This is a genomic window from Actinopolymorpha singaporensis (assembly GCF_900104745.1).
Lineage (GTDB): Bacteria > Actinomycetota > Actinomycetes > Propionibacteriales > Actinopolymorphaceae > Actinopolymorpha > Actinopolymorpha singaporensis.
The window spans coordinates 6374519-6391874 of the sequence record NZ_LT629732.1 but is presented as its reverse complement, the minus strand read 5'-3'; the positions used below and the strand labels follow the sequence as shown (position 1 = coordinate 6391874).

The 17356-nt window shown below is 72.1% G+C and carries 17 protein-coding genes and 1 tRNA gene; 8 read left to right on the top strand and 10 right to left on the bottom strand.

All coding sequences use genetic code 11. From position 1 onward, the window contains the following. Positions 1-12: 12 nt before the first annotated feature. Positions 13-882, top strand: a complete 870-nt coding sequence (locus BLU27_RS28605) for a uracil-DNA glycosylase (RefSeq protein WP_092656927.1) — start codon at positions 13-15, stop codon at positions 880-882. An 84-nt stretch (positions 883-966) separates the two neighbouring features. Here BLU27_RS28605 and BLU27_RS28600 read toward each other — a convergent pair whose 3' ends face one another. Beyond that, entirely contained in the window at positions 967-1641 is a 675-nt protein-coding gene (locus tag BLU27_RS28600) for a hypothetical protein (RefSeq protein WP_092656925.1), read from the bottom strand. A 130-nt stretch (positions 1642-1771) separates the two neighbouring features. Between BLU27_RS28600 and BLU27_RS28595 the strand changes: the two genes are divergently transcribed. From BLU27_RS28595 to BLU27_RS28585, 3 genes are all read left to right on the top strand, one after another. After that, a complete protein-coding gene (locus tag BLU27_RS28595) occupies positions 1772-3178 on the top strand; it encodes an NAD(P)/FAD-dependent oxidoreductase (RefSeq protein ID WP_092656923.1) in 1407 nt (468 codons plus the stop codon). A 147-nt stretch (positions 3179-3325) separates the two neighbouring features. After that, positions 3326-4621 (top strand): SAM-dependent methyltransferase, encoded by a 1296-nt coding sequence (locus tag BLU27_RS28590; RefSeq protein WP_197681615.1) that lies wholly within the window; start codon positions 3326-3328, stop codon positions 4619-4621. A gap of 55 nt (positions 4622-4676) precedes the next feature. Beyond that, positions 4677-4754, top strand: a tRNA-Leu gene (locus tag BLU27_RS28585). Positions 4755-4762: 8 nt separating this feature from the next. Here the strand turns inward: BLU27_RS28585 and BLU27_RS28580 are convergent. Continuing rightward, entirely contained in the window at positions 4763-5731 is a 969-nt protein-coding gene (locus BLU27_RS28580) for a zinc-binding dehydrogenase (RefSeq protein ID WP_092656921.1), read from the bottom strand. 274 nt (positions 5732-6005) lie between these two features. On the opposite strand from BLU27_RS28580, the gene BLU27_RS28575 reads away from it, so the two are divergent. Beyond that, entirely contained in the window at positions 6006-6809 is an 804-nt protein-coding gene (locus BLU27_RS28575) for a Bax inhibitor-1/YccA family protein (protein ID WP_092656920.1), read from the top strand. Positions 6810-6899: 90 nt separating this feature from the next. Here the strand turns inward: BLU27_RS28575 and BLU27_RS28570 are convergent, their stop codons facing one another. The 6 genes from BLU27_RS28570 to BLU27_RS28545 all read right to left on the bottom strand — a co-directional run bounded on the left by BLU27_RS28570 (position 6900) and on the right by BLU27_RS28545 (position 11871). Then, positions 6900-7310, bottom strand: coding sequence for a PPOX class F420-dependent oxidoreductase (locus tag BLU27_RS28570; RefSeq protein ID WP_092656918.1), 411 nt, complete (start codon positions 7308-7310; stop codon positions 6900-6902). A gap of 58 nt (positions 7311-7368) precedes the next feature. Continuing rightward, the gene (locus BLU27_RS28565) at positions 7369-7599 is read right to left on the bottom strand and encodes a DUF4287 domain-containing protein (protein ID WP_092656916.1); all 231 of its coding nucleotides are present in this window, start codon (positions 7597-7599) and stop codon (positions 7369-7371) included. A gap of 209 nt (positions 7600-7808) precedes the next feature. Beyond that, positions 7809-8285 carry a PPOX class F420-dependent oxidoreductase gene (locus BLU27_RS28560; protein WP_092656914.1) on the bottom strand — a complete coding sequence of 159 codons (477 nt, stop codon included), beginning with the start codon at positions 8283-8285 and terminating at the stop codon, positions 7809-7811. Positions 8286-8349: 64 nt separating this feature from the next. After that, positions 8350-9612: an acetyl-CoA C-acetyltransferase gene (locus BLU27_RS28555; protein WP_241827696.1), complete on the bottom strand. Its 1263-nt coding sequence runs from the start codon at positions 9610-9612 to the stop codon at positions 8350-8352. Positions 9613-9645: 33 nt separating this feature from the next. Continuing rightward, positions 9646-10752: a radical SAM protein gene (locus BLU27_RS28550; protein WP_241827695.1), complete on the bottom strand. Its 1107-nt coding sequence runs from the start codon at positions 10750-10752 to the stop codon at positions 9646-9648. A gap of 129 nt (positions 10753-10881) precedes the next feature. After that, positions 10882-11871 (bottom strand): SGNH/GDSL hydrolase family protein, encoded by a 990-nt coding sequence (locus BLU27_RS28545; RefSeq protein ID WP_092656910.1) that lies wholly within the window; start codon positions 11869-11871, stop codon positions 10882-10884. A 168-nt stretch (positions 11872-12039) separates the two neighbouring features. Between BLU27_RS28545 and BLU27_RS28540 the strand changes: the two genes are divergently transcribed. After that, positions 12040-13410 carry a cystathionine beta-synthase gene (locus tag BLU27_RS28540; RefSeq protein ID WP_092656908.1) on the top strand — a complete coding sequence of 457 codons (1371 nt, stop codon included), beginning with the start codon at positions 12040-12042 and terminating at the stop codon, positions 13408-13410. Positions 13411-13455: 45 nt separating this feature from the next. Here BLU27_RS28540 and BLU27_RS28535 read toward each other — a convergent pair whose 3' ends face one another. Continuing rightward, positions 13456-13788: an SSI family serine proteinase inhibitor gene (locus BLU27_RS28535; RefSeq protein WP_092656906.1), complete on the bottom strand. Its 333-nt coding sequence runs from the start codon at positions 13786-13788 to the stop codon at positions 13456-13458. Between the two features lie 28 nt (positions 13789-13816). Further along, positions 13817-14464: a TetR/AcrR family transcriptional regulator gene (locus BLU27_RS28530; protein WP_172805057.1), complete on the bottom strand. Its 648-nt coding sequence runs from the start codon at positions 14462-14464 to the stop codon at positions 13817-13819. Positions 14465-14589: 125 nt separating this feature from the next. On the opposite strand from BLU27_RS28530, the gene BLU27_RS28525 reads away from it, so the two are divergent. Next, on the top strand, positions 14590-15786 hold the full coding sequence (locus tag BLU27_RS28525; protein ID WP_092656902.1) for an FAD-dependent monooxygenase: 1197 nt from the start codon (positions 14590-14592) through the stop codon (positions 15784-15786). A 172-nt stretch (positions 15787-15958) separates the two neighbouring features. Further along, positions 15959-17326 (top strand): MFS transporter, encoded by a 1368-nt coding sequence (locus BLU27_RS28520; protein WP_092656900.1) that lies wholly within the window; start codon positions 15959-15961, stop codon positions 17324-17326. Positions 17327-17356 lie beyond the last annotated feature (30 nt).

Here is a 17356-nt window from a genome sequence, read left to right as displayed (position 1 = left end):
GGATGGCCGCTGATGACCACTGACCGGCGCCCGCACCCGGTGACCGGGGCGCTGTTCGCCAGCCCCGTTGCGCCGGGCACCGGCTGGCCGGACGACCCGGCCGAGCCGGGAACCCCCGTCGCGCACGACGCCGCCGAGGTGGAGCGCCTCGCGGCGTCCGCGCCCGACCTGGGTGAGCTGACCGCCGCGCAGTCGGTGTGCCGGGCCTGCCCTCGCCTGGTCGAGTGGCGGGAGGAGGTCGCCGCGTCGCCGCGCCGGTCGTTCGCCGCCCAGCCGTACTGGGGACGTCCGGTGCCTGGATGGGGCGACCCGGCACCCGGCATGCTGGTCGTCGGGCTGGCACCGGCCGCGCACGGCGGCAACCGCACCGGCCGGATCTTCACCGGCGACCGGTCCGGCGACTGGCTGTTCGCCGCACTCGCGCGGGTGGGCCTCGCCGTGCAGCCGACGAGCGTTTCGGCCGGTGACGGGCAACGTCTGCTCGGCGTCCGCGTGGTCGCCGCGGTCCGTTGCGCGCCTCCGGCGAACAAGCCGCTGCCGGCCGAACGCGACGCGTGCTTCCCGTGGCTGCGCAGGGAGTGGGAGATTTCCGCCCCGACCGTCCGGTCGGTCGTGGCCCTCGGGTCGTACGGCTGGACCGCTGCGGTTCGTACTCTCGCCGCGCTGGGCTACCGGGTTCCCCGTCCGCGGCCGCGGTTCGGCCACGCAGCGGAGGTTCTGCTGACCGCAGCCGACCAGCATCCGGCGGAGCGACCCGAAGTGCTCCTCGTCGGCTCCTATCACCCGAGCCAGCAGAACACCTTCACCGGCAAGCTCACCGAGCCGATGCTGGACGCCGTCCTCACCCGTGCCGCCGACCACGCCGGCCTGCCCGCGCACTGACACTCAGGACTCGGGTCTCCGCCTCGTTCATGGAGCGACCGTACGGGAGATGTTCTTCGGGAAGCATCGTCTGGATGCGAGCCGTCAGCGGCCGAGGAGGTTGGCGACGCGGATGACGGAGTCCACGGCGGGCAGCACCCGGGTGGGCTCCATCCGACCCTGCCAGTACACCAGCAGGTCGGTGCCGTGCAGGCTCCAGTTCGGCGCCATGCCGGCCAGGTGGGTGCGGACCAGCGCGGGGCCGATCACCTGCCGTACGAGTTCTGGGTGGGTGCTGTGGACGCGGAAGTCCCGGTCGAACTCGTCGATGCCCACCTCCTCGGCGTGGTCCGGGCCGTTGAGCCAGCGCCACATGCGCGAGCCGGAGCCGCGGCTGGCCACCTCGATGCCGGGGTAGGTGTAGGGGAGATGCACGACGCACACGACGAAGTCGTGGTTGTCGGTGGTGACCTGGGTTTGCCCGTTGACGTAGGTCGTGTGCGTCGTCTGGTACGTGTACTCCGCCATGCTCACGGGTAGTTCGCGATAGATGCCGGTGAAGAGACAGCGGACCCCGCGCGGGTTCGCTCCGGGCAGGCGAGCGGTCCAGGGCACCTCCACGCTGCCGGCGTACGTCGTCCACCCGATCGACGACGCCCAGGCGGCAAGGCCCTCGAGTCGGCGCTGTTCGCGGCGCTGGACGAGCGCGACGAGCGGCACGGTCAGCGCTACTGCCGCGACGACCAGGGCGATGAGGATGACAGCGAAGATCCCGCCCACGGCCCCTCCCTCGTTCTATCGAGCTTAGGTGCTCCCGGGCGTGGGGTGTGACGTTACCGACAGCGGTGTCCAGCCTTGTGAAGACATTCACGAGCGACTAGCCTGAAACCAACCGAGGAGGTGAACGGACGTGAACACACGCCACGTCCTCATCGCCGGAGGCGGCTACGTCGGCATGTACGCCGCCTTCCGGCTCCAGAAATCCCTTCGCAAGGAAATCCGCCGGGGCGAGGTCACGATCACCGTCGTCGAGCCCCGGTCGTACATGACGTACCAGCCCTTCCTCCCGGAGGCCGCGGCCGGCAACCTCGAGCCCCGCCACGTCGTCGTACCACTGCGGCGTGTCCTCCCGGACGTGCAGGTCATCACCGGCCGCATCGTGAGCATCGACCACGCCGGGCGCAGCGCCCGGATCGAGCCGCGCGCCGGCGCGACGTACGACGTGCACTACGACGAACTCGTCGTCGCCCTCGGCTCGGTCGCCCGCACCCTGCCCATCCCCGGCCTCGCCGAGCAGGGCATCGGCTTCAAGCAGGTCGAGGAGGCCATCCAGCTCCGCAACCACGTCCTCGACCGGCTCGACGTCGCCGAGTCCACCACGAACGAGGAGACCCGGCGACGAGCGCTGTCGTTCGTGTTCGTCGGTGGCGGGTACGCCGGAGTCGAGGCGCTCGCCGAGCTCGAGGACATGGCCCGCTACGCCTGCCGCTACTACCGCAACTTCCGCGCCGAGGACATGCGCTGGGTGCTCGTGGAGGCGGCCGGCCGGATCCTGCCCGAGGTCGGGGAGGACATGGGCCGCTACACCGTCGAGCGCCTGCGCAGGCGCCACATCGACGTGAAGCTGAACACCCTGCTGGCGTCCTGCGTCGGCGGGCACGTGGAGCTGTCCGACGGCACGCGGTTCGACTCCGACACCATCGTGTGGACCGCCGGCGTCAAGGCGAATCCCGTCATCGCCGCTTCCGACCTGCCACGCGACGACAAGGGCCGGCTGCCCACCGAGCCCGACCTGCGGGTCGTGGGTGCCGACCACGTCTGGGCGGCCGGTGACTGCGCCGCGGTCCCCGACCTGACCGGCCCGCCGAACGCGTTGTGCAGCCCGTCGGCCCAGCACGCCGTACGCCAGGCGAAGGTGCTCGGCGACAACGTCGCCCGCGCCCTCAGGGGCGGGCTGCTGCACAACTACGAGCACAAGCACGTGGGTTCGGTGGCCAGCCTCGGCCTGCACAAGGGCGTGGCGCAGGTCTACGGCATCAAGTTGCGCGGCTGGCCGGCGTGGTTCATGCACCGTACCTACCACATCAGCCGGATGCCCACCCTCAACCGCAAGGTCCGCATCGTGGCCGACTGGACGCTCGGCCTGTTCTTCCCCCGCGAGATCGTCTCGCTCGGAAGCCTGCAGCGCCCGCGGGAGGAGTTCGAACGCAGCGCCCTGCCGCGCCAGTTCTCCCCGCCCGCGAGCAGGTCGCCGGAGTTCGAACACGCTCATGCTGGTGGGAGGACCGAGGTGACCTGGGAGCAGCACAGGCAGTAGCTGCAACGCCGTCGGCGCCTGCTCCGGCCCTGATCCGATTCTGATCCGATTCTGGTTCGGTTCTGGTTCGGTTCTGATCCGGCAGTGGCTCGATCGTCCCCGGGACGGGTAGAACGTCACGGGGACGACCGAACGAGAGGGGGCGCTGTGGCCGGTCCCGTTGTCGCCGAGCGGCTGCACGACATCCTGTTGCGGTTGTTCGGGCTGGAAGCGCCCGTCCGCCTGCATGCCTGGGACGGCTCGGTGGCCGGGCCCACCGAAGCGCCGGCCGTACGCGTGCACTCCCGGCGTGCCGTCCGCCGGTTGCTGTGGCGGCCGGACGAACTCGGCCTGGCCCGGGCGTTCGTCGCCGGCGAGATCGAGGTCGACGGCCCGATCCTCACCGCCCTGGAACGCCTCGCGCCGTTCGGGCGCTCGATCGGCGCCCGCCCCGAGCTCACCGCCGCCGACCGCAGCGAACTGATGCGGGCTGCGGTCTATCTCGGTGCCGTCGGCCCGGCGCCCAAGCCGCCGGAGGAGGAGATCACGGGGGCCGAACGCCGGCACGCGCTGGATCGCGACACCGCACCGAGCGGTTCGCCGGACAACCCGGTCGGTACGAAGTTCCTGTCGCGGGTGTTCGGTCAGACGCTGATGCTGGGCAGCGGCTACTGGGCCGAGCCGGGCATGTCCCTGGACGACGCGCAACGCGCCGGCCTGCAGCTCGCCTGCCGCAAGCTGGGCCTTGCCGATCGGCCCGCGGAAGAACGCGGCGCCCGGGTGCTCGACGTCGACTGCGGCTGGGGGACGTTCCTCCTGCACGCCGCCGAGCACCACGCGGTGAGCGGGCTCGGCATCACCTCCTCCGCCGAACAGGCCGAGCAGGCGACCAAGCGGGCGGTCGACGCGGGGCTCGCCGGGCGGGTGGAGTTCCGGGTCGCGGACTGGCGCGAGGTCGAGGCCGACCCGTTCGACGCGATCGTCGCGTACGGGCTGGCCGACTACGTGGGTGCGGACCGGCTGGGGGAGTACGCCGGCGCGCTGTACGGCCTGCTGCGTCCGGGTGGCCGGCTGCTGGTCAACCAGGTCGGCCGGCGCGGTGAGCCGCTGGCACAGGAACGCTCCTTCCTGGACGCCTACGTCCACCCGGGCGCCGAGCTCCTCCCGATCGGAACCGTCACGAGCATCATCGAGAACGCGGGCCTGGAGGTCCGCGACCTGGAGACGATGCGCGAGCACTACGCCCGCACCCTGCGAGCCTGGGTGGCCAACCTGGAAGGGGCCTGGGACGAGTGCGCCCGGCAGGCCTCGCCGGGGCGGGCGCGGGTGTGGCTGCTCTACCTCGCGGTGTCGGCACTGGCGTTCGAGGCGGCCCGGATCTCGGCGTACCAGCTGCTGGTCGTTCGCCCGCACACCGACGGCCGGGCACTACTGCCCGCCACCCGGAGCGCCTGGCGACACTAAGGTTGGGCGTGGTCACAGGTCAGCCGTCGGTGGTCTGGCGGTCGGCCCGCGCAGCGCCCCCGTAGCCCAACTGGTCGAGGCGGCCCACTTAAAATGGGTGTCAGTTTTGTGGGTTCGAGTCCCACCGGGGGCACTCCGGTATCACGTCGCTTCCTCCGGCCGCACCTCCAGCAGCGTCTTGCCGATCGTGGCGCGTGCCTCGATCGCGGCATGTGCCTCGGCCGCCCGGGCCAGCTCGAACCGCTGGCCGATCACCGGGTGCAGCCGGCCGTCGGCGGCCGCCCGCAGGGCGCTCTCGGTGAGTTCGCGGACGTCCGCCGGATCCAGGGCCGGGCGCAGCAGCCGCACGCCACGTAGCCGCGCCTCCGCTTCCGGCACGTCGGTCCAGGTGCCGCTGGCCAGGCCGAAGCTGAGCATCCGACCGCCCTCGACCAGCAGGCCGAACGCCGCCCTGCCCAGCGCGCCGCCCACACCGTCCAGCACGAGGTCGACGCCGCCGACGGACTCACGTACCCGCTCGGTCCAGTCCGGGCGGCGGTAGTCGACGGCGACCTTCGCGCCCAGCTTCGTCGTCAACGCCAACTTGCGGTCACCGCCGGCCGCCGCGACGACCTGCGCTCCGGCCGCCGTGGCCAGCTGCACCAGGAGCGTTCCGACGCCGCCGGCGGCAGCCGTCACCAGCACGCGGTCACCGGGCCCGGCGCCGCTCGCGCGCATCAGCCAGGTCGCTGTCCGGCCGTCGGCGAGCACCGCCACCGCGTCGTCCAGCCGCAGCGTCGCCGGAACCTCCACCATCCCGTCCGCGGCCACCACGACGAGTTCGGCGTACGCGCCGGAGCCGCCGGTGCTGGTCACCACCCGCCCGCCGACCAGGGCCGGGTCGACGCCTGTCCCGACGGCACGGACGGTCCCGCCCACGCCGTTGCCGGGGATGGTCGGCAGCGTCGGGGTGAAGGGGCCGGTGCCGGACCGGAGCTGGGTCTCCACGAACGTGATGTTGGCGTACGCCACCTCGACCAGGGCCTGGCCGGGCCCGGCCGCGGGGTCCGGCGCCTCACCCGGAACCAGCACCTGCGGCCCGCCGAACCCACTGACCCACACCGCGCGCATCCGCAGACCTCCAGGCTCGTCCCGCTCCGTTGTCCGCGCCCAAGCCTGTGACCTCCACCAAGGTTCAGGTCAAGTGGGCGGAGAAGGGCGGGGCCGGGCATTGGAGACGAAATGTCCGTTGGGGAGGACAAAGACTTTGCCGAGTCATTACTATTGGCGTCACTGCCGAGCCGGTCCGAACCGGCCCGGCGCTGTTGTGGAGCATTCCGCAGCCAACCGGCCCGCGCTCGCGGGCCGCCGACCGTCACCCGCCGCCGGCGGAGGAGGACCCAGGATGCAGAGCAAGAACCCGGTGTTCCGGCGCAGCGACGCGTTCCAGTCGGCTGGCTCCGGCGCCGCGGGCATGAGTGCCGACCAGTTGCGGGAGATGTACGACGCGCCGTCCTACTCCGGCCCGCGGCGCGACCGGATGACCATCGACGACGTGGTGGCCCGCACCGCCATGACGCTCGGCACCCTGATCGTGGTGGCGGGCGCGACGTGGTTCCTCACCGGACCGGTGCAGCCGGCCCACTTCGGCTGGCTGATCGGTGCCGCCCTTGTGGGGATGGGCCTGGGCTTCGTCATCGGCCTGCGGCACATCACCAACCCGGCGCTGATCCTCGGCTACGCCGCGGTCGAGGGCGTGTTCGTCGGCCTGGCCAGCAAGGTGCTGTCCGCCTACGTCGGTGACTCGTCCATCGTTGCCCAGGCGGTCCTCGGCACGATGTGCGCATCCGCCGGCATGCTCGCGGTCTACAAGTTCCGGATCATCCGGGTGACCCCGAAGTTCCAGCGGTTCGTCGTGGCCGCCACCCTCGGCTTCTTCCTCATCGTGGCCGTCAACCTCGTCCTGCGCATGTTCGGCCTCAACCTCGGCGTCAGCGGGCTGGGCGGGCTGGGCCTGGTGTTCGCCGTGATCGGGGTGGCGCTGGCCTGCTTCAACCTGCTGCTCGACTTCGACTACGTCGAGAAGGGCATCGCCGCCGGTGCGCCGAGCAAGGACGCGTGGTTCGCGGCGTTCGGGCTCACCGTCACCCTGGTGTGGCTCTACATCGAGCTGCTGCGCATCCTCGCGATCCTGCGCGGCGGTGACTGACCCAGACCGAGCCGGACAGGCAGAAACGCGGAAGGGCCGCCCGAGATTCTCGGGCGGCCCTTTCCGCATGTCAGCCGGAGATCGCGAGGATCAGCCGGACACCACCGGCCCCACCCGGTCCATGCGGACGCGGATCAGGCAGCGACGGTCGCGTTCCATCGCCGCGCGGTAGTCGGCCCAGTCCGGGTGCTCGCCGGAGACTCCGCGGTAGTAGTCGACCAGCGGCTCCATCGCGTCCGGCAGCGACAGGATGTGTGCCTCTCCCTCGACCTGGACCCACTCGCCGTAGAACCCGTCGGGGAAGACGCAGAGACTGGCCCGCGGGTCGCGCCGCAGGTTTCGTACCTTGTACGCCGGCTCGCGGGTGCTGATCACGGCGTACCCCTCGTCGTCCACCCCGACGGTGACCGGGGAGAGCTGGGGCCGGCCGTCCCGGCGAATCGTGCCGAGGACGGCGTGATGGTGTTCGCGCAGGAACGCCTGCGCCTGTGTCACGTCCATCGATGCCGCCGGCTCGGCGCCGGGGCCGAGGGTTCGGCGCCCACCGTGTCCGCGGGGCTCACCCGAAGTTGCGCTGGGCGCGGCGGAGGTCCTGCTCGTGCACGATCGCGGTGGCGTGCCCGTGGGCGATGCCGTACTCGCTGCGCAGCCAACTGACCCGGTCCTCGAAGCGGAGGAAGGTGGGTCCGTTCTCCAGCACTCTGATCCACTCTGGGAGATCTCGTCCGGTCGCCTGCGCCAGCCGGGCGCAGAGGTTCTGATGGGTCTCTTCGGAGTGGTGCAGAGCCATGTCGCCCTCCCGAGATCGGGGACAGTCGGATCAGTCGTGGACCATGCCCCCGAGCCTGCCTGACGTGCGGGCAGTACACAACCCCCCGTGCGCACCTACCTGGCGCATCCGAAGAGATCCCTCATGACTGCCCCGATTCCGTAACCGCCGTTGGCGTCTCGCGCCACTCAGGGCGCGGGTCGGGATGGTTCGGCGTACGGGTGGATGGGTCAGCTTTCGTCGGACTGGACCAGGCGCGGGGGGAAGCCGCCGCGGGCGACCGGGCCCCACCTGTCGATCTCCATCTCGATGACGCACTTGCCCTGACGGTGCATCGCCTCGCGGTATTCGTCCCAGTCGGGGTGCTCGCCGCTGATGCACCGGAAGTACTCCACGAGCGGCTCCACGGCCTCGGGCAGGTCGATGACCCGGGCGGTCCCGTCCACCTGGATGTACGGGTCGGAGAAACCCTCCGACATCACGCACACGCTGACCCGCGGGTCGCGCCGGACGTTGATCGCCTTGGCGCGTTCGGGATAGGTGGACACGACGATCCGGTCGTCGGAGTTCAGGCCCAGGGTGACCGGGGAGATCTGCGGCCGCCCGTCGCGCCGGGTGGTGACGAGCACGCCCTGGTGGCGCGGACGGAGGAACGAGAGCAGGTCGGCGCGCTCGAGGCGTTCGGTGGTGGCGATGTATGGGCTCATGGCCGGCCAGCCTACGGCCACCGGCGCAGACGTGCCGGACAGGCGTTCGGGCAGGTGCTCGGGTTCAGGAGAGGCGTTCGAGGATGATCGCCATGCCCTGACCGCCGCCGACGCACATGGTCTCCAGGCCGAACTGCGCGTCCCGGCTACGCAGGCCGTTCAGCAGAGTGGTCATGATGCGGGCGCCGGTCATGCCGAACGGGTGGCCGAGCGCGATCGCCCCGCCGTGGACGTTCAGCTTGTCCCAGGGAATGCCGAGGTCCTCGGCAGAGGGGACGACCTGCGCCGCGAACGCCTCGTTGATCTCCACCAGGTCGATGTCGCCGATCCGGAGTCCTGCGCGGTCCAGCGCGCGCCGGCTCGCCTCCACCGGGCCGAGGCCCATGATCTCCGGGGACAGCGCGGATGCGGCGGTGGCGACGATCCGGGCGAGCGGGGTGATGCCGAGCCGGCGGGCCTTCTCGGCACTCATGATCACCACGGCGGCGGCGCCGTCGTTGAGGGGGCAGCAGTTGCCGGCGGTGACGGTACCGCCGGGCCGGAAGACCGGATCGAGAGCCGCGACCTTCTCCAGGGTGGTCCCGCGCCGTGGTCCGTCGTCGGTCTCCACCAGGGTGCCGTCGGGCAGCGGGTACGGCGTGATCTCGCGGGCGAAGAAGCCGCTGCGGATCGCCTCCTCGGCGAGGTTCTGCGAACGTACGCCGAACTCGTCCTGCACCGCCCGGCTCACCCCGCGTGCGGTGGCGACGTTCTCCGCGGTCTGGCCCATCGCGATGTAGATGTCGGGGAGTTGGTCGTCGGCGCGCGGGTCGTGCCAGACGTCGTTGCTCTCGGCGTACTTGCGGGTGCGGGCCTCCGCTTCGGCGAACAGCGGGTTGTGCGTCTGCACCGGGTCGACGCCGGCGCTGCCGAAGCCGGCGTACCGCGAGACGCACTCCACTCCGGCGGAGACGAACACGTCGCCCTCACCGGCGCGGATGGCGTGGAAGGCCATTCGCGCCGTCTGGACGCTGGAGGCGCAGAACCGGTTGACGGTCACCGCCGGCAGGGCGTCCAGGCCGAGCTGGACCGCGACCCGGCGCGCCATGTTGCCGCCGTGCTCGTCGCGGGGCTCGGCGCAGCCGAGGTACAGGTCGTCGATCTCCGTACGGTCAAGTTGGGGAACCTTGGCCAGGGCCGCGTCCACCGCGAACGCGGCGAGGTCGTCGGGCCGGACGTCCTTCAGCGAACCCTTGCCGGCCCGCCCGATCGGGGTGCGCGCGGCGGCGACGATCACGGCGTCGTTCGGTGCGCTGCCCCCGCGACTGGCCATGGACATGGCGGACATGGCGGCCTCCCAGTGGTCGTCCGGCCGGCATGGTTACCGGTCGGTAATGTCGAGGCTAGTACGCCCGCCCGGTCCGGTGCCAGCGGTCCGCCCGATCGAGGCGTTCCGGGTGAGGTACCGCGCGTGCAGCTGGCCGCAGGCGGCATCCAGGTCCCGGCCGAACTGCTGCCGCCGGGTCGCCCGTATCCCCGCCGCCCGCAGCGCGGCCACGAACTCCTCCACTCCCGCGGCACTCGGCCGGCGCAGGTCCGGCCGGGCGCCGGCTGCCTCGTTGTAGGCGATCACGCTGACGTGGAACAGTTCCGGCCGCCGGCGCGCGGCCACCAGATCCGCGAGTGCCCGCGCGTGTGCGGGTGAGTCGTTGTAGCCGCCGGCCAGCAGGTAGGCCAGATAGGTCTTGCGGCCGCCGGTCACCGTGTGCTCGTCCAGGACCTCCAGGCACTCGGCGAGCGGGAAGCGCCGCTGCAGCGGGATCAGCTCCGCCCGCTGCTCCTCGTCGGCCGAATGCACCGACAAGGTGAGGTTGACATGCGGAAACTCCGTTGTCAGCCGGCGCATTCCGGGTGCGAAACCCACGGTTGACACGGTGACGCGGCGCGGGCTGACGCGGTGGTAGCGCGGATCGGTGAGCAGGGACAGGGCGGTGAACGTGTGCGGGTTGGCGAGCGCCTCTCCCATGCCCATGAAGGCGATGCTGTCCACCGGTGTGAAGTGCAGCACCTGGTCGCAGATCTCGTCCGCGGTCAGGTTGCGGACCAGGCCGACGGCACCGGTCGCGCAGAACGTGCAGCCGAGGCCGCAGCCGACCTGGCTGGACACGCACAACGACGTCCAGCCGGCACGGTAGGTTGCGAGCACCGTCTCGATGCGGGCGCCCTGCGCGCTCTGGAACAGCACCTTCTCCACCTGCGCGCCGCGTTCGGTGGCGACCGGCGTCAGCGGGCCGAACGACGGGCCGAACTCCTCGGCGAGCTCGCGGCGCAGCCGCAGCGGGAGGTCGGTGACGTCGGCGAACCGTCGTACGCCCCGGTCGTGCACCGCGCGCACGAGTTGGGTCAGGCGGTAAGCGGGCTCCCCGGCACGGGCGAGGAACTCCTGCAGCTGGGCGTACCGAGTCCCGGGCGGAGGATTCGGATACACGTGAACGTACACATCGGACGGGCTCCCGGTCAGAACGAGGGCGAACGGGCACGACGAAACAGGCGGAAGGCGGGCTCGCACCGCGGGGCGTCACATGCGGAGCAGTCTGCGCGAGCGGCCGCGCCCGCCTCAACCGGTTTTCTCGCGTACCTCGACCTGACGGTGCGGGCGCCGACGCAGCAGCGCCCACCGGCCCCGCGGCCCGCGTTCGTGGCCGGCCACGTCGGCGGCGGCCACCTCGGTGCCGGCCGACCGCGCGGCGCGCACGGCGGCGTACGAGATCGGCAGGATCTGCCCCTCGCCAAGGGGCGTGTCGGCGTCCTCGTCCTCGGGCCAGTAGCCGATCGCGGCGGCGATGGACGGCAGCAGCGCCACGGCCGCGCTGGCGTACCCGGCCGCCGACGGATGAAAGCGGTCGGGGCCGAACAGCTCCCGCGGCGCGGCGGCGAACTCCGGCCCGAGCAGCGAGCCCAGGGAGACAGTGCGGGCGCCGTTCTCCACCACGGCGATGGTCTGCACGGCGGCCAGTCGCCTGCTCCACGTCCGGGCGAGCTGACGCAGTGGAAAGGCCAGCGGCTCGACGGTGCCGAGGTCGGGGCAGGTGCCGACGACGACCTGGCAGCCGGCCTCGCGGAGCCGGCGTACGCCCTGGACGAGCAGGCGTACCGAGTCCGACGGAAGGGTCCGGTGGGTGACGTCGTTGGCGCCGATGATGATCAGGGCGACGTCCGGTTCGACGGCCAGCGCCTGGTCCACCTGGTCCTCCAGGTGCTGGGTCTCCGCACCGGAGAAGGCGGCGACGCTGAGCCGGACGGGCCGGTCGGACAGGGACGCCAGGCCGGCCGCGAGCAGCCCGCCGGGGGTCTCCTCGGCGGTGTCGACGCCGAGCCCGCAGGCCGTGGAGTCGCCGAGGACGACGAACGAGATCGGGTCGCCGGGCCCGTCGCCGTAGATGCCGTCGGCGTCCGGCGCCTGGCCGACGGGTTCGCCGATGGTGCGCTTGGCAAGCATCGCCTCGGCGAACAGGATCGCGATCACGGTGCCGCCGAGCAGTCCGGCGCCGCCACCGCCCAGCGCGGCGGCGGCGGCCCACTTTCGTGCGGCGCGAGCCTTGCCCACCTGGACCTCCTTCGAGGTCTTGCCCGTCCGAGGGCCGGTCGAGGGACCGTCGGAGGGCTCCGGTTGTTGCTTCTACCCCGTGTGGAGCCCGAACTCATCAAGCGATCCACCCCGCGCCGTGAAGGCGCCGGGATGCCGCACCCGGCCTCCACCACCTAGAGTGCACCCGTGCGGTATCACGAGTCCCTGCAGTCCCTTGTCGGCAACACCCCGTTGGTCCGGTTGACCCGGTCCGCCGAGGGTGTCCGTGGCCTCCTGCTGGCGAAGGTCGAGTACTTCAATCCTGGCGGCAGCGTCAAGGACCGGATCGCGCTGCGCATGGTCGAGGCGGCCGAACACGAGGGTGCCCTGCGCCCCGGCGGGACGATCGTGGAACCGACCAGCGGCAACACCGGCGTCGGGCTGGCCATCGTCGCGCAGTCGCGCGGCTACCACTGCGTGTTCGTCTGCCCGGACAAGGTGAGCGAGGACAAGCGCAACGTACTGCGAGCGTACGGCGCGGAGGTCGTGGTCTGCCCGACCGCCGTCCCGCCGGAGCACCCCGACTCCTACTACTCGGTGTCCGACCGCCTGGTGAAGGAACGCGAGGGCGCCTGGAAGCCCGACCAGTACTCCAACGTCAACAACCCCCAGTCGCACTACGAGGGCACCGGGCCGGAGATCTGGGACCAGACCGACGGACGGATCACCCACTTCGTCGCCGGCATCGGCACCGGCGGCACGATCACCGGCGTCGGGCGCTACCTCAAGGAGGTCTCCGACGGCCGGGTGCAGATCGTCGGCGCCGACCCGGAGGGCTCGGTCTACTCCGGCGGCACCGGCCGGCCCTACCTCGTCGAGGGCGTGGGTGAGGACTTCTGGCCGACCACCTACGACCGGACCATCTGCGACCGGATCATCGCGGTGTCCGACCACGACTCGTTCACGATGACCCGCCGGCTCGCCCGCGAGGAGGGCCTGCTGGTCGGCGGCTCGTCCGGGATGGCGGTGGTCGCCGCGGCCCAGGTCGCCCGGGAGGCCGACGAGGACGCCGTGGTCGTGGTGCTGCTGCCCGACGGCGGCCGGGGCTACATGTCGAAGGTGTTCGACGACGCCTGGCTCACCCACTACGGCTTCCTGCGCGGGCAGAGCAACGACACGGTCGGCGACGTGCTGCGGCGCAAGAGCGGGACGATGCCCTCGCTCGTACACACTCACCCCAACGAGACGATCGCCGAGGCGATCGACATCCTCCGCGAGTACGCCGTGTCGCAGATGCCGGTCGTGCGCGCGGAGCCGCCGGTGATGGCGGCCGAGGTCGCCGGCGCGGTGCACGAACGCGACCTGCTGGAGGCGTTGTTCTCCGGGCACGCCAAGCTCGCCGACCGGGTGGAGCAGCACCTGTCGCCGCCGCTGCCCCAACTCGGTGCCGGGGAGCCGGTCGCCGCCGCGGTGCGCCTGCTGGAGACCGCTGACGCGGTGCTCGTCCTCGACGACGGCAAGCCGGTCGGCGTACTCACCCGGCAGGACCTGCTCGAGCACCTCGCGGCCGGGGAGTAGCGGCGCCGGCTCCGGTGTCGGTTCCGGTGCCGGCTCCAGGCCTGCTCACTCCGGGTCGAGGACCGCGCCGAGAGCCTTCCACCGGGCGATCTCGCAGCCGTTCTTCTTGTCGTACGACGCGTGGACGCGCTGCCCTCGCCACATGCCCTCGATGACGGCGCGCTGCGGTCCGCCGTAGATCTGGGTGCACATCGCGTCGCGGGGAACGGGTTCGAACGGCCGGGGCGCGGCCTCGATCGCGGCGACCGCGGCCTCCGGGCGGGGATGGGTGCCGGCCGGCGGATCCTCGGTGAGCTCGAACGTCCGCGGCTCGGCGTCGGGGCGGTCCCAGACGGTGACGGAGAGCCGGGTCTGGGGAGGGCTGTCGGACGTCGGCATGTGTCCCATTGAACTGCCTCGGGGCGCGTCACGGCACGCCCCACCGGGCCAGGTGCGGCAGGACGGCGCCGAGGATCACCTCGATCCGGCGGCGGAGTTCGGCCTCGTCGACGCCCGGCCCGCCACGGATGATCTGGTCGTAGAGCAGGCCGTCGAGCAGCGCGACCAGCAGTGGCCCGTCGCGGTCGGGATCGGGGGCGCCCGCCGCCGCCAGCAGTTCTCGCGCTCCCCCGACGAACTGCGCGCTCGCGGTGTCCAGCAGTTCGTGCAGCTCAGGGTGGTGGCGGCCCTCCAGGTAGAGCGCGTAGCGGGCACGCAGGCGCTGCCGTCCGGGTCCGAGCCAGTGGGCGAACAGCCGGGCCCAGCCCGCCGCCATTCCGGTCAGGTCGGTGGCCTGGGCCGATGCCTCGTCGGCGAAGGGGAGGTACGCCGCGGAGTCGGCCGCGTCGAGGTCGATCAGCCGCTGCAGGATCGCCTGCAGCAACGCCACCCGGGTGCGGAAGTAGTAGCTGGCCGAGCCCGCCGGAACCTGCGCCCGGGCGTCGACCGAGCGGTGGGTGAGGCCGCGCAGCCCGGTGTCGGCGACCACCGCGATCGCGGCGTCCAGCAGCGCGTCGGCCCTGGTCGTACGGGCGGGGCGAGAGGGGCCGGGTAGTCGCGGTGCGTCGGGCGTCACGCTCGGAACCCTACCCACCACCCCTCTACACCTGTAGTGTGAACCGCAGCGCCTCTACAGATGTAGAGGAACGCCTACGGGTAGGCCGCGCGGGGAGTGCGGGCAGTGCCGGGAGTGGAGGGCCGATGAGTACGCAGCAGCGCAGGGCGGTCGTGGTCGGTGCCGGAGTCGGCGGACTGGCGGCTGCTGCCGCGCTGGCACGCGACGGCTGGCAGGTCGACCTGCTCGAACGCCGGCCCCGGATCCAGGCCGTCGGTGCCGGCCTCTCGCTGTGGCCGAACGCCCTCCGGGCGATCGCCGCCGTCGAACCCACCGCCGTCGACCGGCTGCGCGGGCACAACGAGCTGCAGGACATGGTCGGGCTGCGCCGGCCGGACGGGCGCTGGCTCAGCCGGGTCGACCCCAGCCCGGCCGACACCGCGGACGCCTTCACCATTCCGCTGATGGTGACCCGGCCGAAGTTGTACGACGTACTCCGCGATCTCGTGCCCGGCGAGGCGCTCCACCTGGGCCGCACCGTGACCGGCGTGGACCTCGGGCCCGCCGCCGCGGTCGTACGGACCGACGACGAGGAGTTCCCCGCCGACCTGGTGGTGGCCGCCGACGGCATCCACAGCCGGCTGCGGACACTGGTCGACCCCAGGACCCGGACGCGCGGTGCCGGCTACGTGACCTGGCGGGCGCTGATCCCGCCGGAGTCCGCACCCGCGCTCCAGTCGGGCAGCGAGACGTGGGGGCGCGGCCAGCGGTTCGGCTGCATTCCGCTCGCCAACGGGGGCATCTACTGGTACGCGACGCTCGCGCACGCCGACCCGCGTTACCGTGCAGACGGGAGCGAGGACGTGCCCGGCCTGTTCGCGGACTGGCACGACCCTGTTCCCCGGCTGCTCGAGGCAACCCCGCCGGACCGGATCATCCGTACCGACATCGAACTACTGTGGCCGCTGCCGCGCACGTTCGTCCGCGACCGGCTGGTGCTCCTCGGCGACGCCGCGCACGCGATGACGCCAGACCTCGGCCAGGGCGCGTGCCAGGCGCTGGAGGACGCGGTGGAGCTCGCGACCGTCGTCCGTGCCGCCGGCCCCGGCGAGGTGCCCGCGGCGCTGCCGGAGTACGACCGGCTCCGCCGGGCGCGGACCACCGGGCTCGCCAAGCAGGCACGTCTGCTCGGGAAGATCGGCCAGCTGCGCAACCCGTTGGGCGCGCGGCTGCGGGACCGGCTCATCTCGCTGGTGCCGGCGAACTCCGCCAGCCGGAGCCTCACCTTTCCCACCACCTGGGAGCCGACGGAGTCGACCGGGCCGACCGGCGCTCGGTCCTAGGCGCCCCCGCCGCGCAACTCCCACCGGCGAACCTCACCACGGCTCGCGCCGCATGTGCGGGCTCTGTTACCGCACCGCGGCCTTCGGGTGACGTCGGCTGAAACAGGGCCTTCCTACCGTCACCACGACCGGTAACCGCGCCCCGCCGTGGGCGCCGTCGTGGGAGGACGCCGTGAGCACAACGCAGACGCCGAGAACCAGGAGCCGGCTCGGAGCCCGGTGGATCGACCGGTGGGAGCCGGAGGACGCGGCGTTCTGGCAGCGCACCGGCCGCCGGGTGGCGACCCGCAACCTCCTGGTGTCGGTGTTCGCCGAGCACCTCGCGTTCTCGGTCTGGCTCGTGTGGAGCGTGACCGTCGTCGCGTTGCCGGCGGCCGGTTTCGCGTTCTCCGTCGACCAGCTGTTCTGGCTGGTCGCACTGCCCAGCCTGGTCGGCTCGCTGTTGCGGTTGCCGTACACCTTCGCGGTGCCGAGGTTCGGCGGCCGCAACTGGACCGTGGTGAGCGCGCTGCTGTTGCTGGTGCCGACGGTGGCGATGGCGCTCGCGGTGAGCGACCCGGCCACGCCGTACTGGGTGTTCCTGCTCGTCGCCGCCGCGGCCGGGTTCGGCGGCGGGAACTTCGCCTCCTCGATGACCAACATCTCGTTCTTCTTTCCCGAACGCGCCAAGGGGCTCGGCCTCGGCCTGAACGCCGCCGGCGGGAACCTCGGCACCAGCACGGTGCAGTTCCTGGTGCCGGTCGTGCTCGGCGCGGGAGCGGGGACACTCGCCTACGCCGGGCTGATGTGGGTGCCGCTGATCGTGGCGTCGGCGGTGCTCGCGTGGTTCTGCATGGACAACCTCACCGTCTCGAAGGCGCCGGTCCGGGGGCAGCTGGCGGCGGCCAAGCGTCCGCACACGTGGGTGATGTCGCTGCTCTACATCGGGACGTTCGGTTCGTTCATCGGCTACTCGGCGGCGTATCCGCTGCTGGCGAAGACCGTGTTCCCGGACTCGGGTGCGACGAAGTACGCGTTCCTCGGCGCCCTGGTGGGGTCGCTGGTACGGCCGGTCGGCGGCTGGCTGGCCGACCGCTGGGGCGGCGCCCGGGTCACCTGCGCGGTCTTCGCGGCGATGGTGGCCGGGATGGCGGTCCTGCTGGTCGCGGTGAACTCCGGGTCGCTGGGGTTGTTCGTCACGGCGTTCGCGGTGCTCTTCGTGGCCAGCGGCGTCGGGAACGGCTCGACGTACCGCATGGTTCCGGCGATCTTCGCCCGGCAGGGCGATCGGGACGAGCGGGCGGGGATCGCCGGCGCCCGGCGGACGGCGCTGACCGAGGCCGGCGCGGCGGTCGGGATCATCTCCGCGGTCGGCGCGTTCGGCGGGTTCCTGATCCCGCGGGCGTACGGCGCCTCGCTCGGCGCGACCGGATCGGTCGCCACGGCGGTCCTCGCGTACGCCGCGTTCTACGCACTCTGTCTCGGCGTGACGTGGTGGTGCTACCTGCGCCGGCAGTTGCTGGTCGCTCGGATGCCGAGCCTGGCCGAGGCGGCGGTCTGAGCGATCCGGGGATCGGTGAGCGGCCGTTAG